The following is a 19,021-nucleotide window of genomic DNA, read 5'->3' as shown; positions in this document are numbered from 1 at the left end:
TTCCGCAGATGACCATGCCAATCGTATAGAACTTGAAGCGGTGTCGTTCCCAAAACGAGTCGGTCATCGATTTGTGACTCCGTCGCGTTTCGCAATCTTATCGCTCACTTGCTGGCCGCTCAATGTCACCATCGGCATGCCGCCGCCCGGATTGACCGTGCCGCCGACAAAGTAGAGGTTGTCGTACAGCTCGCTCTGCTTTTTGTGCTTGAAGCCGCCGTTCTGCTTCTTATCAGCGACGGTGCCATAAATCGCGCCCCGGTCCGAGCCGTACGTGCGCTCGATATCATGCGGCGTCCAGACGTCACGTGTCACCGTGTGTTCGCGCAATCCTTCCAAGCCCATCCGCTCGAGCTTATCGAGGACACGCTCTTCAAAGGCGGCGTAGTCCTCTGGCGTGAACGGGTTGTCTTGGATGTACGGGATATGCGGCAAAATTTTGATGTTCTCGTGCCCGGGCGGTGCCTGTGTCGGGTCGGTCTTATTGACGTTCACCAAGTAAATCGTCGGGTCGTCCGGCAACTCGTGCTGCTCGAAAATCTTGTCCATCTGTTCATGCAAGTTCTCCGAGAAGAAGAAGTTGTGGTGGCCGAGCGCCGGATACGCTTTGTTCACGCCGAGGTGGAGCACGAAACCAGAACTGGCCGGCTCATATTTCTCGACGAGCTTGTCGACGAACTGTTCGTCTGCTTCGACCATCTTTTGATAGAACGGGATGACTTCCATATTAGAGACGAAATAGTCAGCTGAGCGGAGCCTTCCGTCCTCGAGTTCGATGGCCGTCAGTTGACCATTCAGCGTGTGCGCGCGGACGACGCCTTGCCCGGTATGGAGCTGGACGCCAATCTCCTCCGCAAGTTTCGTCAGTCCTTCCGCGAGTTTATGCGTCCCGCCTTCGACGTACCAGCAGCCTTGGGCGTGTTGCATATAAATCATCATGTTGAGGACGGCCGGCGCGCTATACGGGGATGATCCTACGTACTTGACGTAATACGACAGCATCGTCCGTAAATGCGGGTTGTTAATCCGTTTGGCGATGCCGTCGTACATCGTCGACGTCAAATCGAATCCGAACAACGTCGAGAAGAGACCGTTCTTCGCGACCGCTTCGCGCGGCGATTCAAACCCCTCTTTCAAGTATGCCTTCTCTGTCGTGTTATAAATCCGCTCAGCGTATTTCAACAGCTCGCGGTACTCGTACATGTCTTTGCGTGACAGTGTCGGGTTGGCGCGCTCCATCTTGTCCAAATCGTGATAGAGATCGAGCACGGTGCCATCCGGGAAGAACGAACGCCACTCGAGATCGAGACGTTTGATTGGCACGTAGTCTTCCATCCGCTTGCCGCTACCTGCGAACAGCTTCTCGAAAATTTGTGGCATCGTTAAAATCGACGGGCCGAGGTCAAAGCCGAAGCCGTCTTGTTCGAGCCGATTCACTTTCCCGCCGATATGGTCGTTCTTTTCGTACAAGGAGACGTCGTATCCTTTTTGTGTGAGCGAGATGGCCGCGGAAATCCCGCCGAGCCCACCGCCAATCACAATCACAGACTTGTTCACATTTTGCATAGACGAGCCGCCCTTCTTTCGCCAGTTAATTTTTATGAACCAAAGACATTCTTCTCCGTATACATACCCATTTGAGAAGTATTTTATCCAAATATTAACGTACAGGAGGGAACGGTAAAAGTTTCAATGTGCACGGAGACCACCCGCGACGAGCGGCCCTTCGAACGTGATCGTATAGATGATGCGGGCAATGTCCTCGGCCGTGTCGGGCCGATCGCTATAGAGCCATTCGTAAATGACACCTATATGGGCCGATGAGATGTAAGACACTAAATAATCGGCCGGCACGAGCGCCTTCGTCTCGTCGAACAAGACCGTCGGGGAACGATGGAACAGCGCCGCATGCATGTACGACCGGAGCCGGGCCTGGAACTGCGGGTCCCCGTTCGGTCTGAGGAGCGGTTTCATCAAGATTTTATTGTCTTCGATGAAACGGATGAACGGGACGAGCAGTTGATAGGATGATTCGCCGCGCTCTTCACCGAAGACGTGAGGGAGGTTTTTGACGAGTTTAAGTTCGGCCTCATGGAAAATCGCTTCAATCGACTTCTCCATCAAGTCGAACTTATCCACATAGTGACTGTAGAACGTGCCCCGATTGATACCGGCCCGTTCGGTGATCGCTTTCACGGTGACCGCCTCGAACCCATGCTCGTCAATCAATTCGAGGAAGGCGCTTTTAATCAATTGTTTCGTTCGTGTGATGCGTAAATCTTCATGTCCCATCTGAATATTCTCCTTTATCCAACACTTGAGTGAAAACTGTCTGATAACCGACACGATGGCCGATATTGCCGATTGTTGGGCTGTCGACTGAGGTCTATACTGAACCTATAAACCAACACGGTGTCTATTAATTCAGTGTACTCGAACAAGGCATCGAAAAGGAGAATGAATATGGATATTCAACTGAACGACATCAGTAAATCGTTCGGTGACCAGTGGGCCATCGACCACGTCGGCTTCACCATCAACTCAGGGGACATCTGTTGCCTGCTGGGCCCATCCGGTTCGGGAAAGACGACGCTCATCCGGCTGATGATTGGTGCCTTGGCCGCAGACACAGGTTCGATTCAAATCGGAGAGACGATCATGCCAAACATGAGCATGCTCCACAAGATCGGCTTCATGCCCCAGAACGACGGATTGTATGACGACTTGTCGGCCGAGGGGAATCTTGAATTTTTCGGCTCCATCTATAAGCTCGGCAAACCGAAGCTCCAACAACGCATCACGGAAGTGCTCACGCTCGTCGATTTGACGGCCGACCGCAAGAAACTCGTCCGAAACTTCTCGGGCGGGATGAAAAAACGGTTGTCACTCGCAATCGCAATCCTGCATCAACCGGACGTCTTGTTTTTAGACGAGCCGACGGTCGGAATCGATCCAATCTTACGCCGTCAGATTTGGGATCAGTTTCAAGCGATTCGGGCGAACGGGACGACGATCATCGTCTCGACGCACGTCATGGACGAGGTGCTCGAGTGTGACCGGGCCGCGCTCATCTATAACGGCCGTTTGATCGCTTACGACACCGTGCCGCATCTGTTAGATCAGACGGAGAACGGTCGCGTCGAGGAACTGTTCCTCATCGCCGGTCGAGAAGGAGGGACGGATCATGCGTAACTTGGCGAAACGCGTCATCTTTCAGACGCTCAATGATAAACGGAGTGTCGCCTTGATTTTGATCGCACCACTCTTGATTTTGACGCTCGTTTACTTCCTCCTCGGTGACTCGGATTACGTGCCGGTCGTCGTGCTCGATGAGAACGCGCAAACGCAACTCGTCGAAGCGTTCGAAGCCGAGACACTCGACGTCCGGTTGGATACGGTCGACAATCCGTTCGGGTATTTAGAGGACAATAAAAACGTCGATGCGATTTTTGAAGCGACGCAGGAAGGGACGACCATCACGCTCCGAGAGCCGTCGACGAAGTCCTCGAAGGCGGTACGAGAGATTCAAGCGGCGTTGTCGGCATTGAATCCGGCGGCCGATATCGAGATGAACTATGTATATGGGGAAGAAGGCCAATCGACGTTCGATTCGTTCGGCTACGTGTTCTTGTCACTGTTCTCGTTCTTCTTCGTCTTCATTCTATCCGCGATGGCGCTCGTCAAAGAGCGGAGCGGTGGCACGCTCGAACGTCTACTCATGACACCGATTAAACGTGGACAGGTCATCTTAGGGTATACGCTCGGCTACGGCGTGTTCGCGGTCGTTCAGTCCGTTTTCATCGTTCTGTATACGATTTACGTGCTCGGGCTGACCTCGCTCGGCAATATCGGTTGGGTGTTTCTCGTGATGATTTTAATGGCGGGGACGGCCGTCTTGTTCGGCGCGACGATTTCGGTGTTCGCTCGTTCGGAACTCCAAGTCGTCCAAATGATTCCGTTCACGATCATTCCGCAAGTGTTCTTCTCGGGATTGATCCCGCTCGACTTGATTCCATACGGGCTTGGCAACTTGAGCTACGTCATGCCCATCTTTTACGGGGCGACGGCCATCAAAGAAGTGATGGTGTACGGTAGCGGGTTCGCCGGCATCTGGGGCTACGTGCTCGGCTTGATTGTCTATGCCGGGGTACTCTACTTGCTCAACATGCGGGCGCTCGGGAAGTATCGGGGGCATTAAAAAAGAGTTGAGCCATTTGCTCAACCCCGATTCAACCGTCCCATCATTATCGTGTCATAGTACTTACCATCGCTCAGGCGTTTGTCATGACGCAATCTGCCTTCCTCTTCAAAGCCGTAACGCTCATAGAGTGCGACGGCTTTTTCATTCGCCTCGATGACGCTCAAATTGATTTTATGAATTCCGTTCGTCTCGGCCCAATCGATTGAAGCGCGCAATAGTGCCGAGCCGAGGCCGAATCCCCAATAGGCTTGCAACACCCCGACGCCGAACTCGACGGCATGCACTTTCCGTTTCAACGAACTGCCTTCGCAACGGGCAAACCCGACAAGGTTTCCATCGACTTCGGCGACTAGGAAGACACGGTTGGCTGTTTCGCGGTCTAGTTGAATGAGTCGTTTGAACGCAGGAGCGTCGAGATAGCCCTCGTCCGGCTCGCGGTCTAAAAATTCGGTTTCGCTGTCGATTTGAAGACGAATCAATTCAAGTCGCTTCGCATCGTTCGTCTCGGCCAGTCGAACGGTACATCGTTGACCCTCTCGGATATACATGCGTGGTTTCATTGAGGTAGCTCCTCTTTATTGTTGATTGCGTCAAAAAAGCATCCGGGCATTCCCGGATGCAGCTTAACGTTTAAGTAGTAAAGCGACGCCGGTCACGAGAAGTGCGAGTCCGCTAAACAATCGTACTTGGTTGCAAGTCACTATCTTTCACCCCTGTAAGTCATTGTAGTCGTTCATTTTTTGGCGACGCGAAATTTTGTCCGTTCCATCTCTTTGTAGATTGCAAGGATGTCGTTGCCATAGTTGCCTCTCGGCTGCATCGCCCATTTGCCTTGAAGGGCAGGCCATGTTGGGGCGGATCCACGTTTTACGTAACGGAAGCGTGGGTCGACGAGCGTCATGTTCAGTTTGTCAGTGGAAGCGTATGCTTTCAAATGCTGAATATGGGCCGTGACGCCTTGGAAAGGCGAGCGGAACGTATGGCCTTTTACCCCGTTGCCGACCGTTCCGATCCCCGCGTAGTTATGTTGCCTCGGGAGGACGTCCCCTTTGTAACTGAAGTAGCCGGTCTCCTTCAACGCCTGTGCGAACGCGACATCGCCACGGACACCTTCTTTGGCGCCGATGACGACGAACAGCTTGGCGAGTTCTTCGACGGTCACCCCTTCAAGCCGGACGTTTCTCGGATTTTTCTTTTTGACAAAGTCCGCCATTTGTTGAGGTGTTAATGCTGATGTTCCCATAATAGCACGATTTTCTTTTTTTGACGCAGCTGAAACAGACGGCGTCGAACTAATTAACAAAAATAGGATTAAAGCCATTCCAATCGAATAAACGACCACGTTTTTCATCCTTGTTCCTCCCTAATCAGTAAATAAACTATGAAAATAATACCATATATTAGGCTTTATAATTATTTCATTTTGATTAAGTGGGAGGAATCATCCAAATTTATGCAACTAAATCGTGAAGTGCTATTTTATAAGTGGCGAGTTTCCATTCATTCAGGTATTTTTGAAACAGGAAGAATCATCATCAGAAAAAGAAGCGACGGAAACGAAATTAGGAGGAATCGACTTTATGTTCAAAGCGTATCAGTTCCACATTCAACTTCTCGACAGCCCAACACCGGTCTGGCGCCGCTTTAGCATCCCGGCCGAGACGAACTTCAAACGGCTCCATGACGCGATTCAAATCGTTATGTGGTGGGACGACTCTCACTTGGCAAAGTTTGAAAATGATTTACGAAAGCCGACGTTCCGGTTCGTCTTATCTTCAGATGAAGCCGAGGAGCATAAGGCTCGGTTGTCTTACTTCAAGTCTAAGTCGCAATTACAAGCATTCGAACAACAGATTTATGAAATGTATCGGCAATTATCCATTCGCCAGATGAAGAACGTAAAATTGCCGACCGTCATCGAGTCGAATCCGAAACTTTACTATACGTATGACTACGGGGACGACTGGAAGCATGAACTGACGTTAGAGAAAGTCATCGACGACTATCCGTATCCATATCCGATGGTGACAGAATGGGAAGGGGAGACGCCATTCGAAGACGTGGGCGGGATGACTGGAAATCAGATGATTCAAGACATCCTAAACGATTCGTCTCATCCGCAACACGAGGAGTATGTGGAGGCGTCTAAAGAAGTACAATTCTATCAAAAGGATAAAATCAATTTCCTATTGCAAGAATATGTGACTGTGAAGAGAGTGAAATGAGAAAAGCGGCGGAGTGAATATCTCTATAAAAACCCCACGTTTTAAGGAAACTAAAATCAGTTTGCTTGCGTAAATAGAAACGAGGTGATGGGAATGGAGAAACAAGCACGGATGCGTTCGATTCAATCGTATCAAAAAAGATGGATGCCCTTGCACGTATCCGTCGTCATCGCGGTCGGGATGTCATTTGCGTTATTGGTTATGAATGAGTTTCAAACGGGTTATGGAATCGTCTTCTTAGCGGCGCTCGTCGTGTTGATTTATTTGGAGTGGCGCGAAAGCCAATTCATGCAACGGTTGACAGACGAACCATCCGTCCAGAAGTTCATTCGCCGCACGTATCTCGGTCGCAACGCTGTCTCGTTGTTCGGGGCCATCGGATTCTGTTTGTTGTTTAAGAACGGATTCCAGTCAAATCTGTTCTTATGGATGATGATTTTCTTTGGTGCGGTCGCGGGCCAAGCGGCGACGACGATGTATTACGAACGCAAGATTCGCCAGCTCGATCCGGAGCATCCGAGTCGGCATGACTTGAGTTTCGCTAAATGATTAGATAAATAGTTAGTATGTGGCACTGGATCTTTAGGAATCAGTGCAAGTATAAAAGCGGCTAAAGCTGCTTTTTTATTTACACCCAACAAGAAAAAGTAACCACCTAAAGTAAAATAATGTAATAAAATAAAGGTGAAAACACCTATTTCGTGGAATATTTTTAGAGATTAGGGAGGGATAGGATTGTGGAATATATCGCTCATATACGCGCTGAAGATGGAGAAATTCAATCCGTTCATCAACATTTATTAGACACGAAATTATTAGCAGAGAGATGGGGAGACCCGCTTGGAATCTCAAAAGTTTGTGGTCTTGCAGCTTTGCTACACGATATGGGCAAGTACAGTGAGGCGTTTCAACATTACATACGTCGAGCCGTTTCAGGAGAAAAGGTTAGGCGAGGCGAAGTGGATCATGCTACAGCGGGCGGACGTTTATTGTTCGAAACGTTAAAAAGAAAAATACCTGACCAGTTATTGGGAGAAATCGTGAGCAACGCAATCATATCGCATCACGGAAACCTCCATGATTACATTCAAGGTGAAGACTCGCCCTTTCTACAACGAGTTGAATTAAAAGTATTAGATGAATACGAAGTATGTAAAAAGCGATTCTTTGATGAAGTGATATCAGAAACAGACTTTATGAATTATGCGGAAGTGGCTTCTCAACAATTGATGAGTTATTTGGAACGAATCGGGCAGACGTTAGTAAACTCCACTTTTCTTACAAAGTTAGTCTTCAGCATTTTGATCGATGCAGATCGAACAAATACAAGACAGTTTGAAGAGAAGGGGGTCGACTCCAGTTTAGTTGCTGATTTACAAGTGTTAAAAGAAAATTTAGAGCGACATTTATCCTCTTTGAAAGACAATCGTTCAACTATTTCCCCGATAAATGTTCTTCGGCAGCAAATGTCTGAGAAGTGCATGCAGTATGCTGAACGACCGAGCGGGGTTTATACACTTTCGATTCCGACAGGTGGGGGCAAGACGTTGGCAAGTCTACGCTATGCTCTACACCACGCTTCTCATCATCAGAAAAAAAGAATTATTTATGTTGTACCTTTTACGACAATTATTGAGCAAAACGCTCAAGTCGCGAGAGCAGTGTTAGACACTGAAGAAATCGTCGAGCACCATTCTAATGTCATTCAATTAGATGATGCTTCGGAAGATGAAATGAGTTTACAGGCAAAATTGAATTTAGCGAAAGACAATTGGGACGCCCCCATCATCTTTACGACAATGGTGCAATATTTGAATACGTTCTATGCGAAGGGAAATCGCAATACACGTCGTCTTCATCATTTAAGTGAAGCGGTCGTCATTTTTGATGAAGTGCAAAAAGTTCCTACCAAATGCGTATCGCTATTCAATGAATCGCTTAATTTCTTAAAAGACGGACTAAGTTCAAGTGTGATTCTATGCACGGCTACGCAACCCGCACTAGATTTTGTTAAACATCGGTTAACGAGTGATGGAGAAATGATTCAAGAGTTACCGACCGTCATTGAAGCGTTTAAACGGACTGAAATTGAAGTTGTTCCAGACGAATTTGATACACATCGACTCGACTTATTCGTGCGAGACAAAGCCAATGTCCATCAAAGCGTTTTAATCATTTTAAACACAAAGACAGTTGTACGTAAGTTATACGAATCCTTGAAACCCTCGTTTTCTGAAGACGAAGTATATCACTTGAGTACTTCCATGTGTCCGGCACATCGTAAAATCATTTTGCAAAAAATTAATCAACGACTCAAAAGTGGTGAACGAGTCATTTGCATAAGCACTCAGCTAATTGAAGCGGGTGTAGATGTGAGTTTCCAATGTGTCATTCGCTCGTTCGCGGGACTCGACTCAATCGCTCAGGCCGCCGGGCGTTGCAACCGACATGGGGAAGTCGATAAGCGAACCGTTTATTTGATTGATCATGTTGAGGAAAGTGTCTCCAAATTAACCGACATTGCAAAAGGACAGGAGATTGTTAAACGATTGGTTGTCGATTTGGAGCGAGATTCGAACGCTTATGGCGGAGAGTTGCTATCCCAGCTTGCGATGCAGCGATATTTCCAAGAGTTTTACCAACTTCGCGAAGTTGATTTAGATTATCCAATAAAAGGTTCTACTACCGAAACACTGGCGCCCATGCTGTTTAAAGGAGCTAAAAATCAACATCAAGTGAGTGACACTCCTCTACTGTTGGTCGCTCGTCATCGAACAGTTGCTGACAACTTTCACGTAATCGATCAGCAAACAGACGACGTGCTCGTCCCTTATGGAGATAAGGGAGAAGAATTGATTGCACTCTTGAATGGCGACATCAATTGGGAAGATGCTCGAAGGTGGTTAAAGGAATCTCAACAATACACGATCAGCATTTATAACCATGAACGACAAGCACTTGAGCAAAGTGGGGGGATTGTTTCTTTGCTAGATGGTCGATTGCTCGCATTACAACCAACCGCATACGATGAACAGTACGGGCTAAATCTTTCTCAAGATTCTGAGATGCAAAATTTATTCATGTGATGAAAGGAGACCCTTATGCGAAATACGATTGAATTTAAAGTTTATGGGGATTACGCCTTGTTTACGGATCCATTGACTAAACTAGGTGGCGAGAAAATGTCCTATCAAATCCCTACGTACCAGGCCATCAAAGGGATTGTCGAATCGATTTACTGGAAGCCGACGATTGTCATGGTCGTCGATGCGATTCGGATCATGAAGCCGATTAAAATGGAGTCAAAGGGGATGCGGCCAATTGAGTATAGTGGTGGGAATTCTCTAGCGCACTACACGTATTTGCGGGACGTGTGCTATCACATTCGAGCGCATTTCGAATTCAATCCACACCGTCCTGATTTAGCGTTTGATCGAAATGAAGGAAAGCATTATGCCATTCTGAAACGTTCGCTGGAAGCGGGAGGTCGAAGAGATATTTTCCTGGGGGCAAGAGAATGCCAAGCATACGTAGAGCCCATTGAATTTGATCAAGGAGAAGGTTTTTACGATGGAGTGGATCTTCATTTTGGAACCATGGTTCACGGATTCAATTATCCAGATGAGACAGGGGTTAATGAACTTGCCGTTCGTTTGTGGCATCCAGTGATGAAAAATGGGGTGATTACGTTCACAAGACCAGAAGACTGTTCACTTGTCCAACCGATTAAAAACATGCAAGCAAAAAAATTTACAGCAGATGATATTGAACCAGTAGATTTGTTGCATGAACAACTATAGGAGGTGATGGCATGAGCGTTTGGCAACAGCTATACGAGACATATAATCAACATCTCGATGAAGTAGGTAAATCAGAAAGTCGTTGGGAAGGAAAGACGTTCACGTTGCTTCCGATTTCTCATACGACACAAACAGCTCATATAACTGTCAACATAACCCCAAATGGCGAATTCCACACGGCTGAAGTGATTGAGAAGGGGGGCGGAAATACATTAATTCCAAGCACCGAAGATTCATCCAGTCGAGCAGGGAGTGTGATAGCCCCGTATCCATTACATGACAAATTACCTTATGTGGCTGGAGATTATGAAGCATTTGGCGGAGTGTATAAAAAAGACAATGCGCACCAAGTGTACATTGATAACCTAAAAAAATGGTCTGAATCCTCTCATGGATTTGATCGGTTGAAGAGTATCTATACGTACTTACAAAAGGGACGACTCATTGAAGATTTAGTGAACGAGAAAGTACTTTTTACAGAGACTGATGGCACGTTGAAATGGACGTGGAAGGATAAAGAAGACAAGCCGCAAATCTACTCCATAGTTACCGGTGGAATGGAAGGAGCGTTTATACGCTTTCATGTTCATTCATCAGAACAGCTTTATAAAGAGCCATGGCAAGATTCAGAGTTTTATCAATCTTTTATTGCTTACTATGCTGAACAGGCAGGGGACTCTACATTATGTTTTGTAACGGGAGAACAAAAAGTTGGTTCCACCAAACATGCGAATAAAATCCGTAATGCTGGAGATAAAGCAAAGCTTATCTCAGCGAACGACAGTAGTGGGTTCACATATCGTGGCCGCTTTGATAAAGCCTCTGAAGCAGCGACGATTAGTTACGAAGTATCGCAAAAAGCACACAATGCACTTAAGTGGCTTATTCAAAGACAAGGGAAACTGATTGATCAACGTGTCTTTCTTGTCTGGGGGAGCCAAGTGACCGAAATGCCAAGTGCGGTTGATTCGACTTTTTCACTTGCTGCGTTGTTTGACGATGTGGAGGAGAAAGAAGTATTCGATACGAACCGAGACGGTGCACGAGCATTTTCTGACGCACTTATCGGTTATAAAAGAAAATTACCTCAACAAACAGTGAACATATTAATACTGGACGCGGCAACGACAGGACGCTTAGCGATTTTGTACTATCGTTCATTCAATCAAGAACAATACTTTAATCGACTCGAATCCTGGCACACCGAACATCCGTGGGAATACGTTTACTTTGATCGTGAGAAAAAACGTCGAACTTTCATCGGTGCGCCATCTTTGCACGATATCGCAACGATGGCCTATGGTCCGCGTGCTAATGAAAAATTGATAAAGGCCACTGTGGAAAGACTGATTCCGTGTGTAGTGGACGGACGTATCGTACCAGATGATGTTCGCCGCAGTTTAATTCAACGCGCATCGAATCCGGTGGGGATGGAAGATTGGGAGTGGGAGAAAACGTTACAAATCGCCTGTGGAATGATTAACAAGAAAGAAGGGATGAATGTGGCATTAGATTCAAATTTAAAAGATCGAGATTATTTATTTGGACGATTATTAGCACTTGCTGACTATTTGGAGCGAAAAGCATTAGGAAAAGAAAATCGTGCAACCAACGCGATTCGTTACATGAACGCATTTTCTCAAAATCCTGCACGGACATGGATGACGATTCAAAGTGCACTTCAACCATACCAAGCGAAACTTGGTAGGAAAGTGACCTACATTAACAAATTGATTGACGAGGTAGGATCACAACTTGATCCGAGTGATTTTACGAACAAACCGTTATCTGGTAAGTACCTTTTAGGTTTTTATAGTCAGCGACATGATTTGTACCAAAAACGTGAAGAAGCCAACTTATCTAATGAGGAGAGTGTTGAAGCATGAACGTACTAGACCACAAAATCGATTTCACCGTCATTCTGTCTGTTTCTAAAGCAAATCCGAATGGAGATCCGCTTAACGGTAACCGGCCTCGTCAAAACTACGATGGTTATGGCGAGATTTCAGATGTCGCCATTAAACGTAAGATTCGGAACCGTCTCCAAGATATGGGCGAGTCGATTTTTGTACAATCGAATGATCGTCGTTCAGATAGTTATGACAGTCTGCGGGATCGCGCTGAAGGAAATGAAGAATTGAAGAAGTTGATGAAGGGCAAAGGGATGGGAGATCAATTTGCACAAGAAGCGTGTGCAGCATGGATGGACGTCCGTTCGTTTGGTCAGGTGTTTGCTTTCAAAGGGGAGAAATCTGGAGTGTCCATTGGTGTGCGTGGCCCTGTCTCCATACACACGGCAACGAGTGTGGCCCCAATCGATATTACAAGTATGCAGATTACGAAAAGTGTGAACTCTGAGAGCGGCAAAGAACGTGGCTCTGACACGATGGGAATGAAACATCGCGTCGATCATGGGGTCTATGTATTGAACGGAAGTATTAACACTCAACTTGCCGAAAAAACAAATTTTACGAAAGAAGATGCTAAGAAACTAAAACTGGTTTTAGTGTCATTGTTTGAGAATGATGCTTCTTCGGCTCGCCCAGAAGGAAGTATGGAAGTGCATAAAGTCTATTGGTGGGAACATAGTTCAAAACTTGGACAGTACTCGTCTGCGAAAGTGCATCGGTCCATCTCGATAAAACCAACGACAGAAGAACCAAAAGCTTTTTCGGATTATGAAATTCATGTTGCTACACTTGATGGTTTAGAGCCTGAAATTTTGGATGGATTATAAACAAGATGATTCCTATTTGTTGTTGTCGGGCATTCAACATTTTCAGTTTTGTCCGAGACAGTGGGCACTTATCCACATCGAACAACAATGGGAAGAAAACACTCGAACTGTTGAAGGACAGCATTTGCATAAAAAAGCGGATGATTCGCATGTGCGCGAAAAAAGGAAAGATCGACTAATTGTACGTGGGATGGCAATCAAGTCAGAAGCGTTGAACATCAGTGGACAATGTGACGTCGTTGAATTCGTCGAGGATTCGGCTGGGGTTTCTTTATATGGAAACCCTGGTCTGTATCGTCCGGTTCCAATCGAGTATAAGCGAGGGAAGCCGAAAGTCGGAAAAGAAGATGAGCTTCAGTTAGCTGCGCAAGCAATCTGTCTTGAAGAAATGTTCTTATGTCGAATTACTGAGGGCTATCTGTATTATAACGAAACGAAGCATCGTCACCTTGTACTGTTATCGGAAACCTTAAAGTATGAAGTGAGAGAAATTATTGAAAAAATGAATGATTATTATAAACGGCAACACACTCCGAAGGTAAGAACTGGGCCGCATTGTAAAAGCTGTTCGCTCCAAAATATCTGTTTACCAGAATTGATGGTTCGAGAAAGTGTTAGTGAGTATATGGAGAGGAGGCTTCGAGATTGAAAAAGATGCTAAATACGCTATTTGTAAACCAATCGGATGCATACCTTGCTCTTGAGGGTGGGAATATAGTCGTAAAAAAGGATGACGAAATTCTAGGTCGAGTGCCTCTCCACAATCTCGAAGGAATCGTTACATTCGGGTATACCGGTGCCAGTCCTGCATTAATGGGATATTGCGCTGAAAACAATGTACCTTTGACGTTTATGACAAAGAATGGTCGATTTTTAGCACGTGTCATTGGAGAAAGTAAAGGCAATGTCGTGCTACGTAAAACTCAATATCGCCAATCTGACTGTGAAATCCAATCTTCGCGACTTGCAAGGAACTTCATCCTCGGTAAAGTGTACAACCAAAAATGGATGCTTGAACGAACGACTCGAGACTATCCGATGCGAATTGATGTAGCGCGTTTCAAAGAGACATCACAATACTTTTCAAGAAAGTTAATCGAAATTCGGGAATGCGAAGATTTGGAGAGGTTACGAGGACTTGAAGGAAAAGTAGCGGTTCACTACAATCAACTATTTGACGATATGATTCTTCAGCAAAAAGAAGATTTCATGTTTAAGGGACGTTCGAGAAGGCCACCTCTTGATCGCGTGAATGCAATGTTGTCATTCGCTTATAGCTTGTTAGCAAGAGATACTGGCGCGGCACTCGAAGCGGTTGGACTCGATGCGTACGTAGGTTTTTTGCATCGTGAACGTCCAGGACGGATTTCGCTGGCGCTTGATTTGATGGAAGAGCTTCGCGGAATTTATGCAGATCGATTCGTACTTTCGCTAATCAATATGAAAGTCATTCAAGCGAAGCATTTTATTCAGAAGGAGAACGGAGCTGTACTCATGACGGAAGAAGGACGTAAAGTTTTTCTCTTTTCCTGGCAGAAGAAAAAGCAGGAGATGATTCAGCATCCTTACTTAAAAGAAAAAATGATGTGGGGACTCGTGCCTTACGCACAAGCGTTGCTCTTGGCCAGGCATTTGCGTGGGGACTTAGAAGAATATCCAACTTTCCTATACAAGTGAGGGGTGTATATGCTGGTTTTAGTGACGTATGATGTGAATACCATTTCACCTGGAGGCACGAAGCGGCTTAGACAAGTTGCGAAAGTTTGTCAGCAATACGGTCAGCGCGTACAGAACAGTGTGTTTGAATGCATCGTTGATCAAACTGAATTTACAGCGTTAAAGCTGAAGTTAAAAGATATTGTTGATGAGGATAAAGACAGTCTCCGGTTTTATCGTTTAGGCAATCAACATGCCACAAAAGTGGAGCATTATGGAACAAAAGAATCTTTAGATTTGGAAGGACCTCTCATTTTTTAAAGGGGAAGTTGTTTTTAGTGAGTGCGAACATGTAGCGCACAGTATTTTCTAGAAAGGTTCGCACCGTTTTTTCAGCATATTCCTAGACGAGAGACTAATGGTTTTAAAGGTTTGAATCCTAAAAAGGATAATATTGTTTCTTGTATTTATTTTTAGTCGGTTTTTTATTTGGAATCGGCTATCGCACCTCACGTAGGTGCGTGGATTGAAATCGTTGAGTAGCTGCATCGCTTCCTGCGTGTCCCAAATCGCACCTCACGTAGGTGCGTGGATTGAAATCAAGTATCCGGCTCGCTCAACGTCGGCAAGAAGTATCGCACCTCACGTAGGTGCGTGGATTGAAATAGTCCGATGGAGTGGTTTACGCCGGACGACAAGACATCGCACCTCACGTAGGTGCGTGGATTGAAATTACAATCTGCGGCAACTCCGCTGGAACACCGAAGGATCGCACCTCACGTAGGTGCGTGGATTGAAATCAATGTCCCTGATGAATTTATAGGGAAACCACTCATCGCACCTCACGTAGGTGCGTGGATTGAAATCTCGTCACTGAATCCCATCAACTTTTGGAGCACCATCGCACCTCACGTAGGTGCGTGGATTGAAATACCTCGTAATTCTTGAAGATGAGGCCGCCGAGATCGCACCTCACGTAGGTGCGTGGATTGAAATTTGAACGGTGCGCTGTATACGACACAGAGCGGGATCGCACCTCACGTAGGTGCGTGGATTGAAATAACTTGCGCGAGTTCGAGTGGAACACCGAGGGCGATCGCACCTCACGTAGGTGCGTGGATTGAAATCAAGTCAATGGCGGCACGCTCAACCTCACGCCCGATCGCACCTCACGTAGGTGCGTGGATTGAAATGTTTCGGCGGCGATGACGAAGGACTTGACGAGGAATCGCACCTCACGTAGGTGCGTGGATTGAAATAGTTTGCCGAGGATGCCCTCCCCGGTATCCGCGAATCGCACCTCACGTAGGTGCGTGGATTGAAATTGATCGCTGTAAGCCGTAGCCAAGACCGAAGCAATCGCACCTCACGTAGGTGCGTGGATTGAAATGCCATGCCAGTCGCCGGAAGCGGCGTCACATATATCGCACCTCACGTAGGTGCGTGGATTGAAATCAAGCGGAGCGGGCAGAACTCGAAGATTTGTTCAACATCGCACCTCACGTAGGTGCGTGGATTGAAATGCCGTACTGTTTTTGGTGGACGTCGAGCACCGCTATCGCACCTCACGTAGGTGCGTGGATTGAAATTCTCGTGCGGCAATCGCGTTGATTTGCTTATTAATCGCACCTCACGTAGGTGCGTGGATTGAAATTTTGCCATCGTATGGCCCCCTTAATAAGTAAATATCGCACCTCACGTAGGTGCGTGGATTGAAATGCTTCTAGGTTAGCAAGCGCCTTTATCGGGTTTGATCGCACCTCACGTAGGTGCGTGGATTGAAATTACCTCCGTGTAGTTGAGTTTTTTACTTACCAAATCGCACCTCACGTAGGTGCGTGGATTGAAATCGGTACGAGGCTAGCAACCCTTCGCTGGATGGCATCGCACCTCACGTAGGTGCGTGGATTGAAATCAGTTCTCACGAAGTGTCTGGTAACTCGGGGACTGATCGCACCTCACGTAGGTGCGTGGATTGAAATACCATCCCGCAAGTCTCTTTCGACGCGTTGCGTTTATCGCACCTCACGTAGGTGCGTGGATTGAAATATCGCTAGCAAACTCGGATATTCGCAGTCCACTCATCGCACCTCACGTAGGTGCGTGGATTGAAATATGGAAGACTAACAATAATCTTGCGGGTCGCCATCGCACCTCACGTAGGTGCGTGGATTGAAATCTCGGGACGGTGATGGCATGAGCGTCGCCGTCTTAATCGCACCTCACGTAGGTGCGTGGATTGAAATAAGGCACGGCGGAAGAGGTCAAGGAACTATTGCAATCGCACCTCACGTAGGTGCGTGGATTGAAATGAGCAGGCGTATGCGAACGGCGAGATTGCCGTGACATCGCACCTCACGTAGGTGCGTGGATTGAAATACGCCGACGAAGACGGGCCGTGACCGCGACATCTAATCGCACCTCACGTAGGTGCGTGGATTGAAATTCCAATGCTACTCATATTCAATACGCTCCCTCTTATCGCACCTCACGTAGGTGCGTGGATTGAAATTTAGGAGCACCCGACCACCCATTGGTCGTCATGATCGCACCTCACGTAGGTGCGTGGATTGAAATCACCACCATATCAAGCAACTCCGCGTCGAGGCGATCGCACCTCACGTAGGTGCGTGGATTGAAATATACACGACACCGTAAAGAATCTGCTCAGCGGCATCGCACCTCACGTAGGTGCGTGGATTGAAATCATCGAGCAGGACGCGGACACGATCCTCTTCCTATCGCACCTCACGTAGGTGCGTGGATTGAAATCCTTTGCCGAAAGCGCCATCTCCCGCATGCCACGATCGCACCTCACGTAGGTGCGTGGATTGAAATCGGCTTGCTCAACTGCACCAGTTCGGGCTTGATATCGCACCTCACGTAGGTGCGTGGATTGAAATAACTGTAACCCTAAAAGCCCGCGTCATTGGTTCAATCGCACCTCACGTAGGTGCGTGGATTGAAATTTGATGAGCACCGCCATCGGTGTATGCCGTCCCTGATCGCACCTCACGTAGGTGCGTGGATTGAAATATTGTCCGTTACCGTCTCAAAAGGAGGGTCACACTATCGCACCTCACGTAGGTGCGTGGATTGAAATTCGTCAGCGCGCTCGATTGTGCCAGCTGCCAAGATCGCACCTCACGTAGGTGCGTGGATTGAAATACATTATCCCGGCGAGCGACCCGCGCATGACCGAATCGCACCTCACGTAGGTGCGTGGATTGAAATAACCACGCGAACGCGCTTCTACTGCTTGGCATGATCGCACCTCACGTAGGTGCGTGGATTGAAATCCTTTGCCAATGCGGACTATTACACGAGCGACTATCGCACCTCACGTAGGTGCGTGGATTGAAATACTTTGCGTCGCCGTATGACGGGGCGCAACGTAAATCGCACCTCACGTAGGTGCGTGGATTGAAATTCGTACGCAGTCCGAAACAAGTATGTCGCGGAAAATCGCACCTCACGTAGGTGCGTGGATTGAAATTTAGGAGATAAGTTGCTCTCTAACTCCTCTAATGATCGCACCTCACGTAGGTGCGTGGATTGAAATTTCGTCAAACAAGTCGTTACGCTGCGCCGTCAATGATCGCACCTCACGTAGGTGCGTGGATTGAAATTTCGTGGTCGTGAGCTTCGTCATCTGGGCTTTCAATCGCACCTCACGTAGGTGCGTGGATTGAAATAATCCTTTGAGCGGCGTCCATGTTGCTGTTGCTATCGCACCTCACGTAGGTGCGTGGATTGAAATACCACGTACGCATTTACCGATTATGTGCGTACCGAATCGCACCTCACGTAGGTGCGTGGATTGAAATAGCGTCGCTTCCGGCGGCAATCAAGTTCGCACCAATCGCACCTCACGTAGGTGCGTGGATTGAAATATCTGGGCGCGCATCCCTACTGGTATCCGTACCGATCGCACCTCACGTAGGTGCGTGGATTGAAATAGAGCGCGAGCAGTTGGGCGACAAACTCGAAGATCGCACCTCACGTAGGTGCGTGGATTGAAATATCAAGATAGAGAGGAGAAGAAAAAGTTTCGTGAATCGCACCTCACGTAGGTGCGTGGATTGAAATGCGGCAAAGAATCGCTATCATCTGGCAGACCTCAATCGCACCTCACGTAGGTGCGTGGATTGAAATAGGCTTTTTTACTGGCATGTAATCGAAGTTTTCGCATCGCACCTCACGTAGGTGCGTGGATTGAAATAACATAAGCGTTACACCGTACCGACCGGCATCACATCGCACCTCACGTAGGTGCGTGGATTGAAATTGTTTCAATGCCCGCTTCTCCTGTCTCGTCAGGAGGATCGCACCTCACGTAGGTGCGTGGATTGAAATCCAGAAGTGAAGGACCACCTGGTCACCAACCCTGATCGCACCTCAC

15 protein-coding genes and 1 CRISPR repeat array (1 of these 16 running past the window's edge) are annotated in these 19,021 nt (G+C 47.3%); of the genes, 11 read left to right on the top strand and 4 right to left on the bottom strand.

Translation table 11 applies throughout. The annotated features are described in order from the left end of the window. Positions 1 to 63: 63 nt before the first annotated feature. Both KNP85_RS13560 and KNP85_RS13555 read right to left on the bottom strand, forming a co-directional pair. Complete coding sequence (locus KNP85_RS13560) at positions 64 to 1,566, bottom strand: phytoene desaturase family protein (protein ID WP_214803536.1); 1,503 nt, start codon at positions 1,564 to 1,566, stop codon at positions 64 to 66. 123 nt (positions 1,567 to 1,689) lie between these two features. After that, on the bottom strand, positions 1,690 to 2,292 hold the full coding sequence (locus tag KNP85_RS13555; RefSeq protein ID WP_214803534.1) for a TetR/AcrR family transcriptional regulator: 603 nt from the start codon (positions 2,290 to 2,292) through the stop codon (positions 1,690 to 1,692). Between the two features lie 171 nt (positions 2,293 to 2,463). Here KNP85_RS13555 and KNP85_RS13550 point away from each other — a divergent pair, with 171 nt between their 5' ends. After that, positions 2,464 to 3,192, top strand: coding sequence for an ABC transporter ATP-binding protein (locus KNP85_RS13550; protein WP_214803531.1), 729 nt, complete (start codon positions 2,464 to 2,466; stop codon positions 3,190 to 3,192). Next, the gene (locus KNP85_RS13545) at positions 3,185 to 4,198 is read left to right on the top strand and encodes an ABC transporter permease (RefSeq protein ID WP_214803529.1); all 1,014 of its coding nucleotides are present in this window, start codon (positions 3,185 to 3,187) and stop codon (positions 4,196 to 4,198) included. The genes KNP85_RS13550 and KNP85_RS13545 overlap by 8 nt, the downstream gene beginning before the upstream one ends. A 20-nt stretch (positions 4,199 to 4,218) precedes the next feature. On the opposite strand, the gene KNP85_RS13540 is transcribed toward KNP85_RS13545, so the two are convergent. Both KNP85_RS13540 and KNP85_RS13535 read right to left on the bottom strand, forming a co-directional pair. After that, on the bottom strand, positions 4,219 to 4,761 hold the full coding sequence (locus KNP85_RS13540) for a GNAT family N-acetyltransferase (protein WP_214803526.1): 543 nt from the start codon (positions 4,759 to 4,761) through the stop codon (positions 4,219 to 4,221). 173 nt (positions 4,762 to 4,934) lie between these two features. Beyond that, positions 4,935 to 5,444: a glucosaminidase domain-containing protein gene (locus KNP85_RS13535; RefSeq protein ID WP_251136301.1), complete on the bottom strand. Its 510-nt coding sequence runs from the start codon at positions 5,442 to 5,444 to the stop codon at positions 4,935 to 4,937. Between the two features lie 337 nt (positions 5,445 to 5,781). Between KNP85_RS13535 and KNP85_RS13530 the strand changes: the two genes are divergently transcribed. From KNP85_RS13530 to cas2, 9 genes are all read left to right on the top strand, one after another. After that, a complete protein-coding gene (locus KNP85_RS13530; protein WP_214803520.1) occupies positions 5,782 to 6,426 on the top strand; it encodes a plasmid pRiA4b ORF-3 family protein in 645 nt (214 codons plus the stop codon). Between the two features lie 93 nt (positions 6,427 to 6,519). After that, entirely contained in the window at positions 6,520 to 6,975 is a 456-nt protein-coding gene (locus KNP85_RS13525; RefSeq protein ID WP_214803517.1) for a hypothetical protein, read from the top strand. 188 nt (positions 6,976 to 7,163) lie between these two features. Further along, on the top strand, positions 7,164 to 9,512 hold the full coding sequence (cas3, locus tag KNP85_RS13520) for a CRISPR-associated helicase Cas3' (protein ID WP_214803514.1): 2,349 nt from the start codon (positions 7,164 to 7,166) through the stop codon (positions 9,510 to 9,512). A 15-nt stretch (positions 9,513 to 9,527) separates the two neighbouring features. Beyond that, positions 9,528 to 10,226: a type I-C CRISPR-associated protein Cas5c gene (cas5c, locus tag KNP85_RS13515; protein ID WP_214803511.1), complete on the top strand. Its 699-nt coding sequence runs from the start codon at positions 9,528 to 9,530 to the stop codon at positions 10,224 to 10,226. A gap of 11 nt (positions 10,227 to 10,237) precedes the next feature. Beyond that, complete coding sequence (gene cas8c / locus KNP85_RS13510; protein WP_214803508.1) at positions 10,238 to 12,112, top strand: type I-C CRISPR-associated protein Cas8c/Csd1; 1,875 nt, start codon at positions 10,238 to 10,240, stop codon at positions 12,110 to 12,112. Beyond that, positions 12,109 to 12,963, top strand: coding sequence for a type I-C CRISPR-associated protein Cas7/Csd2 (cas7c, locus tag KNP85_RS13505; RefSeq protein WP_214803505.1), 855 nt, complete (start codon positions 12,109 to 12,111; stop codon positions 12,961 to 12,963). The genes cas8c and cas7c overlap by 4 nt, the downstream gene beginning before the upstream one ends. Further along, positions 12,953 to 13,612 carry a CRISPR-associated protein Cas4 gene (cas4, locus tag KNP85_RS13500; protein WP_214803503.1) on the top strand — a complete coding sequence of 220 codons (660 nt, stop codon included), beginning with the start codon at positions 12,953 to 12,955 and terminating at the stop codon, positions 13,610 to 13,612. Before cas7c ends, cas4 begins: the two co-directional genes overlap by 11 nt. After that, positions 13,609 to 14,640, top strand: coding sequence for a type I-C CRISPR-associated endonuclease Cas1c (cas1c, locus tag KNP85_RS13495; RefSeq protein WP_214803500.1), 1,032 nt, complete (start codon positions 13,609 to 13,611; stop codon positions 14,638 to 14,640). Before cas4 ends, cas1c begins: the two co-directional genes overlap by 4 nt. A 9-nt stretch (positions 14,641 to 14,649) precedes the next feature. Further along, entirely contained in the window at positions 14,650 to 14,940 is a 291-nt protein-coding gene (cas2, locus tag KNP85_RS13490) for a CRISPR-associated endonuclease Cas2 (RefSeq protein WP_214803497.1), read from the top strand. Between the two features lie 180 nt (positions 14,941 to 15,120). Further along, a CRISPR array of direct repeats spans positions 15,121 to 19,021; the repeat unit is 32 nt; unit sequence ATCGCACCTCACGTAGGTGCGTGGATTGAAAT; it runs 680 nt beyond the window's last position.

This window comes from Exiguobacterium sp. s194 (assembly GCF_018618275.1).
Classification (GTDB): Bacteria; Bacillota; Bacilli; order Exiguobacteriales; family Exiguobacteriaceae; genus Exiguobacterium; species Exiguobacterium chiriqhucha.
This window is presented reverse-complemented; position numbering and strand designations above follow the sequence as displayed.